This is a genomic window from Nocardiopsis tropica (genome assembly GCF_042660575.1).
Classification (GTDB): Bacteria; Actinomycetota; Actinomycetes; order Streptosporangiales; family Streptosporangiaceae; genus Nocardiopsis; species Nocardiopsis tropica.
The window spans coordinates 105,990-121,821 of record NZ_JBHSUF010000020.1; the positions used below are offsets into that span (position 1 = coordinate 105,990).

General features: G+C 67.8%; 14 protein-coding genes. 9 read left to right on the forward strand and 5 right to left on the reverse strand.

Annotated features, from left to right (window positions below; translation table 11 throughout):
• Window positions 1-24 precede the first annotated feature (24 nt).
• The 6 genes from ACFQBR_RS26865 (at window position 25) to ACFQBR_RS26890 (ending at window position 4,709) form a co-directional block, all read left to right on the forward strand.
• On the forward strand, window positions 25-999 hold the full coding sequence (locus ACFQBR_RS26865) for a helix-turn-helix domain-containing protein (protein ID WP_344181609.1): 975 nt from the start codon (window positions 25-27) through the stop codon (window positions 997-999).
• 157 nt (window positions 1,000-1,156) lie between these two features.
• Window positions 1,157-1,687, forward strand: coding sequence for an ATP-binding protein (locus tag ACFQBR_RS26870; protein WP_344181607.1), 531 nt, complete (start codon window positions 1,157-1,159; stop codon window positions 1,685-1,687).
• Window positions 1,687-2,166 (forward strand): hypothetical protein, encoded by a 480-nt coding sequence (locus ACFQBR_RS26875; protein WP_344181605.1) that lies wholly within the window; start codon window positions 1,687-1,689, stop codon window positions 2,164-2,166. The genes ACFQBR_RS26870 and ACFQBR_RS26875 overlap by 1 nt, the downstream gene beginning before the upstream one ends.
• Before the next feature lie 92 nt (window positions 2,167-2,258).
• A complete protein-coding gene (locus tag ACFQBR_RS26880) occupies window positions 2,259-3,437 on the forward strand; it encodes an AAA family ATPase (RefSeq protein WP_344181603.1) in 1,179 nt (392 codons plus the stop codon).
• Window positions 3,438-4,022 carry a DUF4276 family protein gene (locus ACFQBR_RS26885; RefSeq protein ID WP_344181601.1) on the forward strand — a complete coding sequence of 195 codons (585 nt, stop codon included), beginning with the start codon at window positions 3,438-3,440 and terminating at the stop codon, window positions 4,020-4,022.
• Between the two features lie 132 nt (window positions 4,023-4,154).
• The gene (locus tag ACFQBR_RS26890; RefSeq protein ID WP_344181599.1) at window positions 4,155-4,709 is read left to right on the forward strand and encodes a pentapeptide repeat-containing protein; all 555 of its coding nucleotides are present in this window, start codon (window positions 4,155-4,157) and stop codon (window positions 4,707-4,709) included.
• 198 nt (window positions 4,710-4,907) lie between these two features.
• Here ACFQBR_RS26890 and ACFQBR_RS26895 read toward each other — a convergent pair whose 3' ends face one another.
• Window positions 4,908-6,161: a competence protein CoiA family protein gene (locus ACFQBR_RS26895; protein ID WP_344181597.1), complete on the reverse strand. Its 1,254-nt coding sequence runs from the start codon at window positions 6,159-6,161 to the stop codon at window positions 4,908-4,910.
• A gap of 469 nt (window positions 6,162-6,630) precedes the next feature.
• Between ACFQBR_RS26895 and cyaB the strand changes: the two genes are divergently transcribed.
• From cyaB to ACFQBR_RS26910, 3 genes are all read left to right on the forward strand, one after another.
• Entirely contained in the window at window positions 6,631-7,470 is an 840-nt protein-coding gene (gene cyaB, locus ACFQBR_RS26900) for a class IV adenylate cyclase (RefSeq protein WP_344181595.1), read from the forward strand.
• Window positions 7,471-7,717: 247 nt separating this feature from the next.
• Window positions 7,718-9,010 (forward strand): Fic family protein, encoded by a 1,293-nt coding sequence (locus ACFQBR_RS26905; protein ID WP_344181593.1) that lies wholly within the window; start codon window positions 7,718-7,720, stop codon window positions 9,008-9,010.
• 240 nt (window positions 9,011-9,250) lie between these two features.
• The gene (locus tag ACFQBR_RS26910; RefSeq protein WP_344181591.1) at window positions 9,251-9,793 is read left to right on the forward strand and encodes a class IV adenylate cyclase; all 543 of its coding nucleotides are present in this window, start codon (window positions 9,251-9,253) and stop codon (window positions 9,791-9,793) included.
• Between the two features lie 202 nt (window positions 9,794-9,995).
• On the opposite strand, the gene ACFQBR_RS26915 is transcribed toward ACFQBR_RS26910, so the two are convergent.
• The 4 genes from ACFQBR_RS26915 to ACFQBR_RS26930 form a co-directional block, all read right to left on the reverse strand.
• Window positions 9,996-10,592, reverse strand: a complete 597-nt coding sequence (locus ACFQBR_RS26915; RefSeq protein ID WP_344181589.1) for an HD domain-containing protein — start codon at window positions 10,590-10,592, stop codon at window positions 9,996-9,998.
• Window positions 10,593-10,886: 294 nt separating this feature from the next.
• Window positions 10,887-12,335, reverse strand: coding sequence for a DUF6177 family protein (locus ACFQBR_RS26920; protein ID WP_344181587.1), 1,449 nt, complete (start codon window positions 12,333-12,335; stop codon window positions 10,887-10,889).
• Window positions 12,332-12,775 (reverse strand): immunity protein YezG family protein, encoded by a 444-nt coding sequence (locus tag ACFQBR_RS26925; RefSeq protein WP_344181585.1) that lies wholly within the window; start codon window positions 12,773-12,775, stop codon window positions 12,332-12,334. The genes ACFQBR_RS26920 and ACFQBR_RS26925 overlap by 4 nt, the downstream gene beginning before the upstream one ends.
• Before the next feature lie 3 nt (window positions 12,776-12,778).
• On the reverse strand, window positions 12,779-15,598 hold the full coding sequence (locus ACFQBR_RS26930; protein ID WP_378554729.1) for a DNA/RNA non-specific endonuclease: 2,820 nt from the start codon (window positions 15,596-15,598) through the stop codon (window positions 12,779-12,781).
• Window positions 15,599-15,832: the final 234 nt, after the last annotated feature.

The following is a 15,832-nucleotide window of genomic DNA, read 5'->3' on the forward strand; positions in this document are numbered from 1 at the left end:
CATTCTCCCGGTGAGAGGACTGTCATGACCGTTGAACAGCGGATACGTAAGCACGGGAGCGGCGGAGGCGCCGATGGTGCGCCTCCGGAGCCCTGGACCCGGTTCGGGGCACGGGTGCGGGCCGCGCGGGAGAGCGCCGGGATCTCCCTCCAGCAGATCGGCTCGGACCTCGTCACCGACCACCGAAAGATCAGCCGGATCGAGGAGGGGGACCAGATCCCCGATCTGCGCACGGCGATGGGCCTGGATCGGGCGCTCAACGCCGAGGGGGTCCTCTGGGACGCGTGGGCGCAGACCCACATCACCACGCGGCTCAAGGAGGGCGCGACCGTCGCCGACCTCCTGGAGCAGGTCTTCCAGCTGCGCGCCTACGCGCCCCTGATGATTCCCGAACCCTTCCTCACCGGCGACTACTCCGGGGCCCTCGACCGGATCGAACGCCCCCTGGAGGACCACCGCCGACTCAAGGACCGTCCCCGCATCGGCAGCCACCACATCACCGGTTCCGGACCGCCCTACTTCGGGCTCGTGGTGGACGAGACCGCTCTCACCCGCGTCGTCGCCGACGCCGGAGTCACACGGCGCCAGCTCGAACACCTGCATGAGCTCACCACACGCGAACGCGTCGCCCTCCACGTCATCCGCGAGGACGTCACCCACCACCCCGGCCTGCGCGGCGCGTTCTGGACGCTGTCCTTCTCGCCCCGGCACGCGCTCGCCTACACCCCGCACCCGCGCGGTCCCGGCCACCTCGTCACGGACGCAGTTCAGGTCAAGGGCTACTCCGACCTCTTCGCGACCCTCCAGGGCGTGGCCCTGCCCGCCCACGAGTCGATCCGGCTCCTGGAGAAGGCCGTCGAACGGTTCTCACCGCCCGCATCGGCTCCGAGCCCCGGCACGGCCGCGCCGTCCCAGCCGTCCCCCGGCAAGCCCTTCCCGGAAGCCGAACTGCGGGCGCTGACCACGGGACACGTTCCGGCGCACGTGCTCGGTCACTGACAGGTCCGCGCCCCGACGTCCGGAGCGCCATGGCTCCCGGACCCCTGTTCCATCCCCCACGTGCCCCTGGCCGGGCATGAATGAGCTCTGGCGGGTGGGTCGAAGCACCCCCAGAGCACGGCCAGCGTCCACCCCTTCTCACAAAGGAAACACTGACATGGCCATTGTGCCGCAGACCGCCACGTCCGCCTACCCGGGACGGTCCTGGAACGCCCGCCTGTACCCCGGGTCCCTCGCCACCACCGCACGCTTCCGCGACGACCTCCGCCACGACCTGGCCGAACTCGCCGGAAGCGCTCCCGACCTGCTGGACGACCTCCTCCTGTGCGGCAGCGAGATGTTCGCCAACGCCGTCAACCACACGCGCTCCGGCCGCTCCGACGGCCGGGTCGTCCGCACCCTGTCCGTCCCCGCCGCCACCGACCGCGGGACCACCCTGCGCCTGTCCGTCATCGACGACGGCCTTCCCGATGACAGCGCCGGGCTTCCCCGCATCCCGGTGCAGCGCACCGCCCAGGAGTGGGAGGACGCCGAGTGCGGCCGGGGCCTGCTGCTCGTCTCCAACCTCGCCGCGGCGTGGGGAACACGCGCCGTCGTCGACTTCCCGTTCTGCGGCGCGCTGGGCACGGTCGTCTGGGCCGAGTTCACCCACGTCACCTGCTCCTCCGGCCTTGCGGCGGGGTGCTGATGAGCGCCGAACCCTCCACACGCGTCCGGCGGGCCCTGGACACACCTCGGGGACAGCGCTCCGCCCACCCCGGAGCGGCCCATCCACGCTCTGCGACCCTGACCGGTCGCAGTGCCCGCGAACAGCGGCTCCTCGCCCAGATGCGCGACAATCCCCGCGTCGCCTACCGCCTCGAACACGGCGTCCTGCCGGCCTGGATGGAGATCCAGGACGCGCGTCTGGCCCAGAGGCCCTCGGTCACCGCGCCCTCGCCGTCACGTCCGACCGTGCTTTCGGTGCCGCGTCCACGACCCGCCTCCGACGACGGACCTCCGTCACCGGTGCCCGGCTCGCGCCGGACACGACCGCCCCTGCCCCGCCGACCGCACAGCCACCGCAAGCCGCGTCAACGGGCCCGCGCCGCCTGGCGCCTGACCGCCTACACCCTCGCCGCCGCGGTCGGCGCCCTCGCCCACCACCTGTCCACCCTCATCCTCTGACCCTCGACAGGCCTCAGGCCGGGTGGCTTCCGCTGCCCGGCCTCGCGGGTCGTGGTGGCGTCCAGAGTTCAAGATCCTGAAAGACTGAACCCATGCAGGACAACCGATTCTCGCTCACCCGGGTGCGATTGAAGCACTACAGGAGCATTGCGAAGACCGACGTCAGGCTCGGGGATCTGCTCTTTCTGGTGGGCCCCAACGGCTCGGGCAAGAGCAACTTCCTCGACGCGCTGAGACTGCTCTCCGAAGCTCTCCAGACGTCGCTCGACCAGGCCTTGCGCAGCCGGGGCGGGGTGGCGGAGGTGCGTCGCCGTTCCACCGGTCATCCGAACCACTTCGGTATCGACCTGGAGTTCCGGGGGCCTGACTTCTCGGGCTCGTACGGCTTCGAGGTCGGCGCTGTCCAGGGCGGCGGTTTCAGGATCACTCGCGAGGAGTGCCGCGTCCACACCACCGGTGAGGGCGAGTCCCGACACGGATACTTCAAGATCCGAGGAGGAAAGCTGACGGAGCAGTCGGAGCCTGTCATGCCTCCCTCGAGTGAGAAGCGGCTGTACCTGGTTTCTGCTGCGGGCATCGGCATCTTCGAGCAGGTCTTCGAAGGCCTCGTCGGCATCAACGTGTTCAGCCTCAACCCCGACGCCATGCGGGATCCCCAGACACCGGACTCGGGGGAATTCCTTCGCAGGGACGGGTCCAACGTCGCGAGCGTCCTGCACCGGCTGGAGAACACCGCGCAAGGCCGCATCGAGGACTACTTGCGGCACATCGTTCCCGGGATGCGCGGGGTGTCGCGCAAGGACCTCGGCAACTGGGAGACCCTGGAGTTCGCCCAGGACGTCCAAGGCTCTGACAACCCGTGGCGTTTTCCGGCCCAGTCCGTCTCCGACGGCACCTTGCGTGCTCTGGGAGTCCTCGTCGCGCTCTTCGCCGATACCGGGCACACACTGAGCACCATCGGGATCGAGGAACCTGAGAGCGCTCTGCACCCAGCGGCTGCCGGTGTTCTTCTGGACGCCCTGCGCGACGCCAGCGAACGACGGCAGGTCATCATCACCAGCCACAGCCCGGATCTGCTGGACCGGGACGACTTCGGGATCGAAGAGCTCTGCGCAGTCCGTTCCGTGGGAGGCGAAACGAGAATCGGCCCGATCGACACGGCTGGCGCCATGGCGATGCGCGAACACCTCTACACCCCGGGCGAACTGCTCCGCACCGACCAGCTGCTCCCCGAGCCGGAACAGCTCTCCCTGCCGTCGAAGGGGGACTGAATGTCGCAGGTGACGGTCGCCCCCATCGTCGAGGGTCATGGGGAGATGCCTGCGGTCCGTACCCTCATCGACCGGATCAGTCTTGAACTGATGGGCACCTACGTTGAGGTGACTCAGCCGTTCCGGCTCGATTCGGCGAAGATGCGTAAACCCGAGGAGCTGGCCAAGGCGGTCAGGTTCCAGTCGGCGCGGGTTCGAGACCGCGGAGGTGTCCTCGTGCTTCGTGACGGCGACGACTCCGATATCACCTGCCCGGTCGCATTAGCTGCGTCCTTGGCTCCGGAGCCGGATCTGGTCACCGTACCCGTAGAAATCGTGATCGCCCGCCATGAGTACGAGGCATGGTTTCTGGCCGCCGCAGAATCCCTACGTTCGCACCCCTCGGTCCACGATGACGCGAAGGCTCCTGAGGACCCTGAAGGCAAGCGCGACGCCAAGACTCAGCTGCGCGGCATCATGAACGAGTCCTACAAGGAGACCCTCCACCAGGCGAAGTTCACCGCTGTGATGGACCTGAACCTGGCGGTGGAGCGAAGCCGATCCTTCCGGCGCATGGTCAACGCGATCCGCTCGCTGAGCGGGTAGAGGCCCCGAAGAGAAGTGGAAGTGTCCGCCAAGGTCGGCAAATTTCTGGAACTCACCCGACCCACGACCCCCGAAGGCTCGACCGACAACCGCTCCACCTGGGACGACTGGAAGAACGGTTAAGGAGTCAGTATGGAGACCGCCAGGGTTCGGGGCGCGAAGGTGCTCCTGCCCAGCGACGACGAGGCCCCGGCGGCCTCGTGGACATATCCGAACCCGCTGGAGGAGGAGAGGGTCGCTAACACCGACTTCCGGTTGGTGGACCTGTCCTCACACCGCCTGGTGGACGTGACCGTCGATCGGTGCCGGTTTCGGACGTCGAGGCTGATGGGGGTATCGCTGGTGCGGGTGTCCCTGCGGAATGTGGTCTTCGAGGGCTGTCAGTTCGACTACGCCACCTGGGCCCGTGTCCGGGCCGTGAGCGATGTGGCGTTCGTGGGCTGTTCGTTCAGGGAGACCGTGTTCGAGGGGTGCGATCTGCGGAATGCGGTCTTCGACGACTGTGCCTTCGGCGTGGATCTGCAGGGGACCTCTCTGGTAGGCGCGGACCTGCGGGGCTGCGACCTGTCGGGTTTGTCGGGGCTGGCGTCGTTGCGCGGGGCCGAGGTGAGCACGATGCAGTTGCGTCAGCTCAGCGAGGTCATGGTCCGAGACCTGGACCTGACCGTGTCCGAGGTACCGCTGTAACCGGTCCGCGCCGGCCGCGCAGCGCGGAACTGTCCACCGCCCGCTCCCGACGGTGTGAAGTCGTCGAAGCAGGTACCAGCGGATGGTGGGGCGGGTCGTGGACCGATCGCCGGGTGCCGTTGTCTGCACGGTCTTCCCTGACTCGTCGCCGCAGCCCCTATAGGTGAGCCCTGAGGGAGTGTCCACGGAACCGAGGCCTCACAGGCGTCGGGTGTTGATCCGCTCCTGGAGCTGTCGCAGGGTGTTCTCATCGACAGTGGAGGCGACCCCGGAGCGCTGGGCGAGTACCGCGGGGGTCGGGTTCCCACGCTGCTTTCGTTTTCCGCTCCGCCGCGATTCGTCTGAGGCCTTGTCCGTCGCAGGAACCGGCCGTCCCTGCCGTGGGACGAGGGGAACACGTGACGGGGCACGGTCTTCCTGCACCGGGGGGCCGGCCGGGGCCTCATGCGCTTGGGGCGCGCGCAGTGCGGTGGGTCGCTCCTTCTTCCTCGGGACCAGGACGGGTTTGGGCAGCAGACCTCTCAGAGCCTTCCCGCTCACCTCCAGCAGCTCGTCTGCCTCGTGCCGGTACCGGGTGATGCCGATGTCGCTGGTGTTCAGGATCTGCCTGAGCCGGGTGCTGTACTCGCGGACGTCCCGCCACTTCCGTTGCTCCAGAGCTGTGCGCAGACGGCCGATGAACGGGTGAGGCAGGACCTCGCCGGGAGCGCGCGCCCCCGAGGACCGTGGGACCGGCACGGCCTGGGCCTGCTGCGTTTTCCCGGGCAGTGTCACCGCAGGCGGTTCCGTGGGCCGCTTCATCTCCAGGGAGCACTCCTCGATCGGACGCCACCAGGTCCGACCTTCGAGGGAGGTCGTTCCGACATCGACCTTCCGCTCGAAGCCCTCGGTCCGCATGCGGAAACGGAGGGCGTGCCCCTCGGACCGGGTGAGCCGGTGTACCAGCTCGGTGTTGTCCCGCACGAACCAGGCCTGTGGCCTGTCGGCCCCTTGGTCGAGCAGGCGTCGGACACCGGGGCCGATGCGCTCGGTGAACTCGAAGAGGATTGCCGGACCTTTGCCGGTGGCCGGCAGGGTGAGCCGGTGACAGGTGCCGCCGTTCTCGAAGTCGCCCTCGAAGAGCGTTTTCCGCCTGGGCAGGCCCTGGGCGTTGAGCCAGCGGTTGACCTGTTTGCCGGCGAAGAGGTGGTCGGCGCTTTCGATCCCACCGTGCTGGCGAGTGCACTGGTTGGTGCTGGAGTGGTGCGCGAAGTGCGCCACCTTCTCCCGGTAGATCTTGACCCCCACTTGGCCACCGCAACCGCCGAGCAGCTCGCCGCACCAGAAGGTGGCGTCCTGGTGCCGGTCCCTGAAGCCCAGGGCCAGGTGCCGTTCCATGGGGAGGAACACGGGCTCATCGGAACGGCGCCCGCCGAGAGTCGCGGTCTGGACCAACCGGTGATCGTAGGTCATGGAGAACGAATAGCAGCGGGTCGGCGGGTCCGGTAGGGGCCGAGTCCGGTTGGCCGGGTTCGGTCATGCGGTGAACCGGTTGTGTCGCGGGGGCGGCCCTTTTCGCGAGGCAAACTCGGATCGGGGCGTGTGCGCTGGGCGTCGGTGCTACCTCCACCCGGGGTCGTGTGGGAACCCTGCCCGCGTCCGGGAGGCCGGCATGGGCTCGGAGGGCGAAGCGTCAGCGGACGGTCGGCATTCCGTGCGCTGACACAGGGCAGACGCCGCGCCCACAGGCTTGCCGGCGCAGGGTGGCTTCCCAAGCCTCATCGAGACATGCCGGACGGGCTCGGTGAGCTCTACGCCGAGCACCACACCGTTGACGGGGACATCCTCGACACCTGCACCGACGTGGCCCTGGACGCTTTCCTGGCCGCTGTGGAAGAGGGCGATGCCCGATGTTCCCAGGTATGGAGCGAATGGAGCGTCCGTGAGGGGCGAGAGAGCTACGGACATCGTGGTCCGGCAGCGCCACTACTACAACCGGTACCTGTCCAAACGGCTCGCCAACCCCTTGTGGGACGCCAAGCAGCTTGTGCTCTTCCGTAACATCCCGATGTCGGATTCTGTGATGCTGACCGAGGCGCTGACCGGTGTACGAGAGTCGTTCGGCACACACAATCTCACCCGCGTCTATGCGGCCCTCGCCCCTGGAAAGGAGTGGTCTTCAGTGGCTCTGATCGAGGTCGAGCGCAAGCGGGCGCTGGAAAATCGCCAGGTCCTGAAGCAGCGCTTGGAGGATCTGAGGTTTGTCGCCACGGGGCCTGTGGCGGAGGTCGACACCTACTACAGCCGGCCCGACGTCGATTTCCTGGAGACGGTCGAGTGCTTGCGGGTCCGTGAGCGTGAGGGCGGGTGCGAAGTCACCTACAAACCCGCATCCAGCGCCACCACCCACGGTGCCGGAGGCATCGTGGCCAAACAGGAGACGAACGTGGCGCTGGCGGACGCAGCCCAGGCCGAGCACGCCCACGGCCTACTGGAGGCGCTGGGCATGGCCCTGCTGGCCCGTGTGGAGAAGGCACGCACCAGCTACCGCACCCCTGAGCGGCCGGAGCTGTCGGTAATGGTGGACACGGTCACGGGCCTGGGGTCGTTCGTGGAGACCGAGATCGTCTCCGAAGGTGCCCGGGAAGAGACCGTTCTCCGGCTGGAGGAGACCGAGCGGCTCCTGGGCCTGTGGTCCCACTCGGTGGTGGCACTTCCGTACCGGGACCTGGTCCTGGGAGGTGGAAGGGCGAACCCGGCGAACAGGACCGGTTCCGCCTAGAGATCGTCCGCCTCCTCGATCTGGTCCCAGCCGTGGCCGGGCCCATCCCTGGGCCCGTTCTGTGCCTCCTCACAGGGGTGCCAGGAGGCCAACCCAGAGGGTTGTCCCGGGGACCTGGCAGCGGACTCGTGGTCCTTGCGGGCGCGGGGCCGATATGGCCAAGAGAATCCTTGAGTGAATCACCCATCTATCAAAGCTTCGCTTGTTAACCTTTGGTAGATGGTGGTTCGATGAAAGGAAAACGCTGATGGCCACATGGGAAGCGGCGCACTGGGAGTCCGGTGTCGGCTCCGGGGTGCCGCGCTTCGCACGGTTCTCCGGGCCCTACCAGCGCTATGTCCCCGACGGTATCGACGGCTTCGCCCTGGCGATCGATGGGGCCCTCTCGCGAAGTGTCAACACGGTCGAGCGCAGCATCCGTGCTCTCAACGGTCCGAACGCGGAGAACCTGGCCGGCATCGCACGCTTCCTCCTGCGCTCGGAGGCCATCGCCAGTTCGCGGATCGAGGGCATCGCACCGTCGGCGCAACAGGTAGCACTCGCCGAACTCGGACAGTCAGAAGCCGTTCGCGGGGTCAGTGAACAGGCCCGACTCGTGGCCAACAACATGACAGTCGTGCGCCGCTCCACGACCGAACTCGTCGAAGCGGACACGTTGACGGTCGACCACATCGTCGAACTCCACCGGTCACTGCTTCCCGACCAGCCCCATCACCACGGGCTGCGCACGGCGCAGAACTGGATCGGCGGCTCGAACTGGAACCCCATCGAAGCCGACTTCGTCCCTCCGGATCCCGAACGGGTCCCCGTGTTGATGGCTGATCTCCTCGACTACATGAACGGGGCGGCACACGCCTCGTTGATCCAAGCCGCCGTCGTCCACGCCCAGTTCGAGACGATCCACCCGTTCACCGATGGCAACGGGCGGGTGGGTCGCGCCCTCATCCACACGGTGCTGGCACGACGCGGGCTGACCGAGGACGCGGTCCTTCCGATCAGTCTCGTGCTCGCCACCCTGCGGGACCGCTACGTCGACGGGCTCAGTGCCTATCGACACGGCGCGCCGCCAGGTAGCGCGGAGGCGAACGCATCGATCAATGCGTGGCTGGAGACCTTCGTCCAGGCCTGTGCCATCGCCGTCGAGCAGTCGGTGGCGCTCATCGGACAGATAGACGATCTTCGTACGTGGTGGAACCAACAGCTGTCCGCCCACCGGGAGTCCCTCGGGCGGCGTGCCGCTCCACGTGCGGATTCAGCCGTGGCGCGTCTGCTGGGGCGGCTGCCCGAGGCTCCGGTGGTCACGGCGACGACTCTGGCGAGGATCCTCGGGGTCTCGTTCCCGGCGGCGAGCGCGGCCTTGGACGAACTGCGCCAGGCAGGGATCCTCCAGACCAAGCCGATCGAACGGGGTGCGACCGCCTACCTGGCCCAGGATGTGCTCGATCTGATCACCCTGGCGGAGCGCACGCTTGCGAGTACGAGGTTCGACACCAGGGCCTCCACTCCGAATCGTCCGGTGCCGGCGCGCCCCCAAAGCTGACCCGGGCGGTCCCCGGAGCCTGTTCGGGGAGGCGCCATGACGTGGGACCACTGTGACCGCGATGCAATTGCGCCAGCACACGACGCAGATGGCAGGGGCCTGTACTCCCTCGCTTGTCGTGGCACTGCCTCGGCGTAGGCATGTCTCTCGACCTTCCTGGGTTTGAGAGCCTCCATCACCACCCGCACGAGACAGAGCATCTCGAGTATCCATCGATGAGGAAGAGCAGGAGAGACCGCCATGAGCGTGATCGAGTACGAGGCCAAGGTCCTCGACATCGACGTAGACCACGTGGCCCAGCACATCCTCGACAAAGGAGGGGAAGACCTGGGTGAGGTACTGCAGCGCCGCTACGTCTACGACATCGAGCCCGGGGACGCATCGCGGTGGGTGCGCCTGCGCGACACTGGAAGCCAGGTCACGCTCACGGTCAAGGAGATCGACTCCGACGCCATCGGTGGCACCCGCGAGACCGAGACGGCGGTCGGTGACTTCGAGACCGCCAATGCCCTGATGGGCAAGCTCGGCTACACCCCCAGGGCCTACCAGGAGAACCGCCGCCGCAGCTTCACCCTGGACGGGGCCCAGTTGGAGATCGACACCTGGCCGCGCATCCCCGCCTACCTGGAAATTGAAGCGGACAGCCGTGCCGAGGTGGTACGGGTCGCGGCCCTTCTCGGCTACACCGAGGCGGACCTGACCGGGGAGAACACCACCAAGGTCTACGCTCGCTACGGCATCGGCCTTGCCGCGATCCCGGATCTGCGGTTCGAGGAGAGCTGACACCGGAGTGCCGTGTGCCCCTGTGCGAGGGGCACACGTCAAGCCCGGGGAGCACGTCGTCGACCCCGACACCTTCGAGGTCACCGGTTCGCTGTTCTGACCCGCGCACCGGTACGACGGTGCGCGGGGCGCGTCCCGCGCCGGTGCGTGGGCCACGAGTCGCGACCTGCCTGCCGTGTCGGCCCACCGCAGCGCCGGAGGGTCAGAACAGGGCGTGGCCGTGGGCCGCGACGAGCGGCGCCAGGTCGGGTGTGCCGAAGCGTGTCCGCAGTTCCTTGAAGCGGGTCACCTTGTCCTCGCCGAAGCGGGCGACGGACGCGGCGTAGGAGTCGGCGGAGAAGAACACCGGCGGGTTCCGCTTGCTGTGGAACTTGTCCGCGTACATCACCAGCTCCTCCTCGACCGACTCGGCCAGGTAGTCCGCCTCTGGGACGGGCAGCCCCTGATCGCGGATGTCCTCGCGGGTCAGGCCCACCCCGGTGTGGTGCGAGCAGAAACGGCACAGCGACTCGGGCAGCCCCTCCTGGGCGAGGATCTCGTGGCCGAGCACCCCGTGGCTCACGTAGCGCGCGTGGTCGAGCCGGCCGGAGGAGTCGTACAGGCGGTAGACCCCGATGTCGTGCAGCAGGCATCCGGCCCGCACCAGGTCGCGGTCCAGCGCGAGGTCCGAGCGGTCGATGAGCTGCTCGGCGATGGCGCAGACGATCTCGCAGTGGGTGTGGACGAGGTCGAACGCCTCCCGGGTGGGTGCGTACCGTTCGTGCAGCGCACGGATCTCTTCGTCGTTCGGGATCACCATGCTCAGACGGTAACCGGCGTGGAGACCGCTCAAGGACGGGGTGCGACGCGGCGCGCTCCGTGCAGGGCCGGCGCACTCGCACAAGTCGGGGCGGCACCGGGGGGTGCGTTGTCTCGTGCCAGGTTTTTCGAGGTGATGTGACCCGCCCACGGGCGCGGCGGTGCACGAGGGGCCTCAGAGGTGGTGGCGCACGGTGATCGGATCGGCGCCGGCCAGGTGGACAGGCGTCGTGGCGGACCGGCGGTCGGGTCCGGCCCCAGAGGCCGCTGTGTGCATGAACCCCGGAAACGCCGATTAGCCGCCGGTCCGCTGTTGGACGGCGGGGGAGCCTCCGGGACGGAGGTGCGCCATGAGCGCACGGAAACGCTCCTGGGAGTCGGCTTCGGTGCCGTCACCGATCCGGTACCAGACCGCGTGGGTCAGGGGCGGCCCGACCGGGGCCGCGGGCACCGGGGCGGCCAGGGCCCGCTCCGACCCGATCGAGGCCACCCCCTCCACACCGATGCCCAGACCGATCGGCAGGGAGGGGCCGGACCGGCGTGCCTCATAGCCCAGGTCGGGCCGTCCGGTACGACGCTGCACGCTGATCGTCTGGAGGACCCCTCGTGAGGTGAACTCCTCGACCAGAGCGGACAGGACCGACAGGTCGGGCTCATCGCCAGGCGGGTGTCCCACAGCGAGCGTGATGCTCTCCTTCACCCCTTCCGGCACGCGGGTGACGAGCAGGGTCCCGGAGAACGGCCGGACCGGTTCGGTGCGAAGGGCGTTCGGTGGGCCGGTGAAGAGGAACCACGAACTCCCCGGGGCGCGTTTGCGGGCCAACGCGGTCAGGTCCGCGGGGTCCCAGGCCAGGGTGGCGGGCTCACCGGTCCCCCACAGGGCCGGTACGGAGCCGGCCAGGATCTGGGACAGGAACTCCACCGACCTCCCCAGGCGGAGCTCGGCATCGGCGGGGTTCAGGACCTTCAGATCGACGAGGATCTGGGTCCCCTGGCCCTCCTCCGCTCCCCGGAAGGCCGCATGCGGCACGTCCTCGGGAGCCGCGGTCGTGTCGCGGACGAAACCGGCTTCCTCGTTCCAGGTCAGGGGAACCCCGGAGAAGCCGTCGTAGTACCGGCCGTCCGGAGCCCGGACCACCCAGCGTGCCATCGGGTTGCCCAGAACCGAACGCAGCGCGTGGGTGATACGCGAACCCGAAGGGGTCACCAGCTGGAACGCCCGGCCCTCCTTCGCGTGCTCGGCGACAGCGTCCACCAGCCATGTGGAGAGCGGGACCACCGGGCGGTCCTGGACGGCCAGCGCCACCCGGTCCGTGACGCGAGTGATCGCGGGGTGGTCGGTGGCGCCGGTCAGCAGGGGATCGTCGCGGTCGAGTCGGCGCTCGGGCTCCCAGACGAGGCCTCCGAACTCTGCTACGAGGGCATCGGCGAAGCCGCGGACCGCCCCTGCCGTGTCCGCCCCTCCCGGGCCGGTCTCGGCTCCGCGTGCCTCCACCCACCACGGTTGGGCTGGCAGGTCGTCGGCGATCCCTTCGGCGAGCAGGCGGTCGGCCTCGGAGGACAGCGCGAGCCTCTGTGCCGCTTGGACGGCCGCGACCATGCGTCCCGACCCGTCGCGGAGCTGGACGACCGCGCCGCCGGCGACGGCACGGACCTGCAGCTCCGGTCCCGCCTGGACCAGGGCCCTGGTCATGCCGCGCAGGGTGGGCGCCCTCTCGAGCAGGGCGACCACGTCATGTGTCATGGGGTTCCTCTGCCCCGTTCCGCTTCCCAGAGTTTCTGGCGCAACCACTCAGGGATATTCTCCTCGTCGCGGGGGAAGTGCTGGTGGTCGAGTTGGTACTCGCGAGGACCGGGCTCGGGAGGGAGGAAATTCGGTTCGTCATCGTAGTCGTAATCGACATTGAAGGAACCCGTGTTCTTCAAGGTGAAGGTCGCTGTGTACCATGTACCCTTTCCTTCGTGGTACATCAGTTTACGAAGGCGCATGAAGTGCCCCGAGATTTTTCCGGGCGTGGTGATCCGAGTCTCGTTTTGGCTTCCTGGGGAAACGTAGACCAGACATTGGCCCACGTGTCCGACCGCTGACATGCGGGCTTCGATCGAGGTCCACCCCTCCGGCGCTGCGCCGAATAGAGTGGTGCCGATCTTCTGCAGGTGCTCCTGTGTGCCTTCGATGCTCATATTTTAATCGTTCGACCTTTGGGATAGTGGGAGGTTCTCGAAGCTCCTCGGGATGGGTGTTCCGCCGTTCACCGTGTAGGCTACTTCGATCCTCTCCGGGATGTTTGAAATGGAAACATCGTCAGGGTATACGATTTCCATCGACACTTGAATGGACGTGGACGGATCATTCGATATGAGTTTTTCCCAGTGTTTCTCCATCTCCCTCCAGCTGCCTTCCCAGGCGTCGTCTGCCCCGTTTCCACGGTTGAGTGTGCGTAGCATGGGAATCATGTTGATTTTTTCCGCCCCACCGCCGAACTCATTGGCGATGAGGTGCCCGCCATCCCAGTCCGCATCCTCGAACTGCTGAATATCACCTTCCGAGAGGCTTTCGGCCAGCTGCTCCTCGGCCTTGTCATTGAAGTCGGCGTGCTCGTCGCGACCCAAGTGTCCCATGGGAGTCTGGTCCGCCCCCCGGGGGGCTTTGGAAAGGGACAGGCTTCCTTCCACCCTGGACGTCCTCCCGAGATCGTCCGTGGATACCGTGAGGTCCTTGCCGATTTTATATGTGACATCGGGAAGCGGGTATCTCAGGTCGGGGTTCCATCTTCCTGGCTTGCCGAACTCAGTGTGCACCTCGGCAATTCTTCCGGTGTCATCGGTGTAGTAGGTGGCACCCGGGCGGTCAGGTGAGTCTGGGATCTCGTATTTCGTATTGGGTTCGAGAGGGAATTCGATGCCGAGGGGCTCTCGTGGAAGCGGTCGCAAGGGATGGTCCCGGTCGATGACGACAGGTCCGTTCGTCGCCTGTCTGACCACATCGCTCGGCCCCGAGGTTGCGGATCCAGTACCGTTCCCCGCGCTGTTCGGTGGGTTCTGGCCGCCGGTGTTCTCGGGAAGTGAGATCGTCCCGGAGTCGGAGGTGCGCGGTCCGTCGCCGTGGGCAGGCGGTTCAGGACCAGCGCCGGGATTCTCGGGGCCTCCGCCCCCGCTCCCACCGGATCCGGCTGTGCCACTATGGCCGCTGGAACCATGGGAATTGCGGTCGTCCTCGTGCACGGTGACCGGGTCGCTGTCCTCGTCGAGCCGGGGCCCGTCGCCGTCGGCGCTGTTGTTGATCGTGCCGTCGGCGTGCATCTCCATGCCGTCAGGGGTGACAGGGACCCGGGAGCTCTCGTTGCCGCCCGGGCCGTCCCCACGTCCGGTGGAGCCGCTGTTCTCCAGGGCGTCGATGGTCCAGGGCGCCTCACCGTCGAGTTCGGCCATCCGGCCGCCGTCGGCGGTGTCCATGTCATCGGCGAGATCCTCGTTGCGCCGCGCGATCTCGGAGAAGGCCGCGTCGACCTCTGCGGTCGTCGGGTCGCGCCGCACATCCTCGTCCGCTCGCTGACCGGGTGTGTCGGCGTCCTGAGAACCGGCACCGTTCCTGTCGGACTCCGGGCGTTCCGGGGGGTTGCTCTCCGGGGTGACGGGCTCGGCGGGTGGTGCGGAGGGTTCCGGCGTCGGATCCGGACTGTTGTCCGGTACAGGGGCCGGGTCCGCTTGCGGCCCCTGGTTCTGATGGGCCTCCAGATCGCTCAGAGACTCGTGCATGTCCCCGAGACCTGCGGGGACGCCGCTTCCGTCGGGCTCGATGCTGTCCGGTGCGGCAGGCGCGTCCGGGTGGGTGCCGTCAGGCCTGAGAGTGGGGCTGGACCCGTTGTTCGCGGTGTTGGAGGAGCCGTCGGAACCCTCGGAGCCGCCCGCGTCGATGCCCCCGCTGATGGGGCCGTCGCCGGTTCCGGCGCCTCCCAGGATGCGCGACACCCGGGCGGCGATCATGGGCACACCGACCACCGCCCCGATACCTGTGGCGCTCAACGCCGCGCCACCCGCGATCATGCCGATGTTGGTCAGAACGGTGCCGAACACGTAGCCGGGGCGCTCTCCCAGTTCGGTCCAGGGGAAGAAACCGTGGATCGCGTCGCCCCAGGCGCCCCTGGCGGTGTCCCACCACTCGCCGGGGCTGTTCACCATCTCACCGGTCTGGGGGTTGTAGAAGCCGGTCATGGCTCCGAGACCCGCGATCGAGTCGCCCCAGTACGAGGTGAAGTTGTCACTCCAACCGCCGGTGAACCAGCCCTCGGAACCGTGGATCCCGACCGCGCCGCCCATGTCCTCCAGGCTGCCCATGAGGACGTCCCCGCCCCCGTGGATCGCGTCCACGTACCACATGTGGTCGGTGCCCTGGGGGGAGCCCCACGGGGTCCCGACGTCCTCGGGCGCCTCCTCGAAGCCGTAGACGGCCTCGCCGGCGCCGGGCTGGGTGGTTCCGTCGGCGTTGCTCGCGATGAAGGTGGTGCCGCCGAACAACGCGGTGATGGCGTTGGCGCACTCCCGTTCGGCCTCCTGGTACTGCTGGTGGAGCGAGTTCACGTGGTTGAGCAGGTTGTTGTGCTCCTCGACCTTGTCGCTCTCGCCGCCGAAGAAGCCGCCGTCGTCCCAGTCGTCGTCGCTCCGGATCTCCGCGACCAGGTCTCTGGCGTCCTGGCGGGCCTGGACCAACTCGGAGCGCAGCTCACGCGCCCTCTCGGCGAAGGTCTCCAGTGCGGTGGCCGCCGTGCCGAAGTCGGTTTCCACCGAGTCGCCCGTGGTGGCGACGGGGTCGACCGCCGAGTACAGGGTCTCGGCCTCGGGCGCGCTGTAGACGGCCTGGAGCCCGGCCCATGAGCTTTTGATGCTCTGTCCTGATTCGGCGATGTTCTCGCCGTCGGTCCTGAGGCCGCCGGCCGCGCTCTCCAACAGCGTGGGGTTCACGATGGGGACGGGGATCGCATCCGGGTCGATCAGGTCATCACTCACTGAGCATTCGCTATCCGTGTAGGGGGTGCACTTCAGCGGTGGCTGGGGCGAGGCCGGTCTGTGTGTCGTCTTACGTCGCGTCCGCGGAGGAAGGGTCTCGTGGCCTTGGTACGGGTCGGCGGAGAAGGAGTGCCTGCGCCAGTACCGTAGGGCCGGAAGGCGCTAGGGAGGCTGTCCCTTCCTCCGTCGGGAGTTCGGGTGGCACGTTCATGGAGTGGACGTGATCCCTGGAGG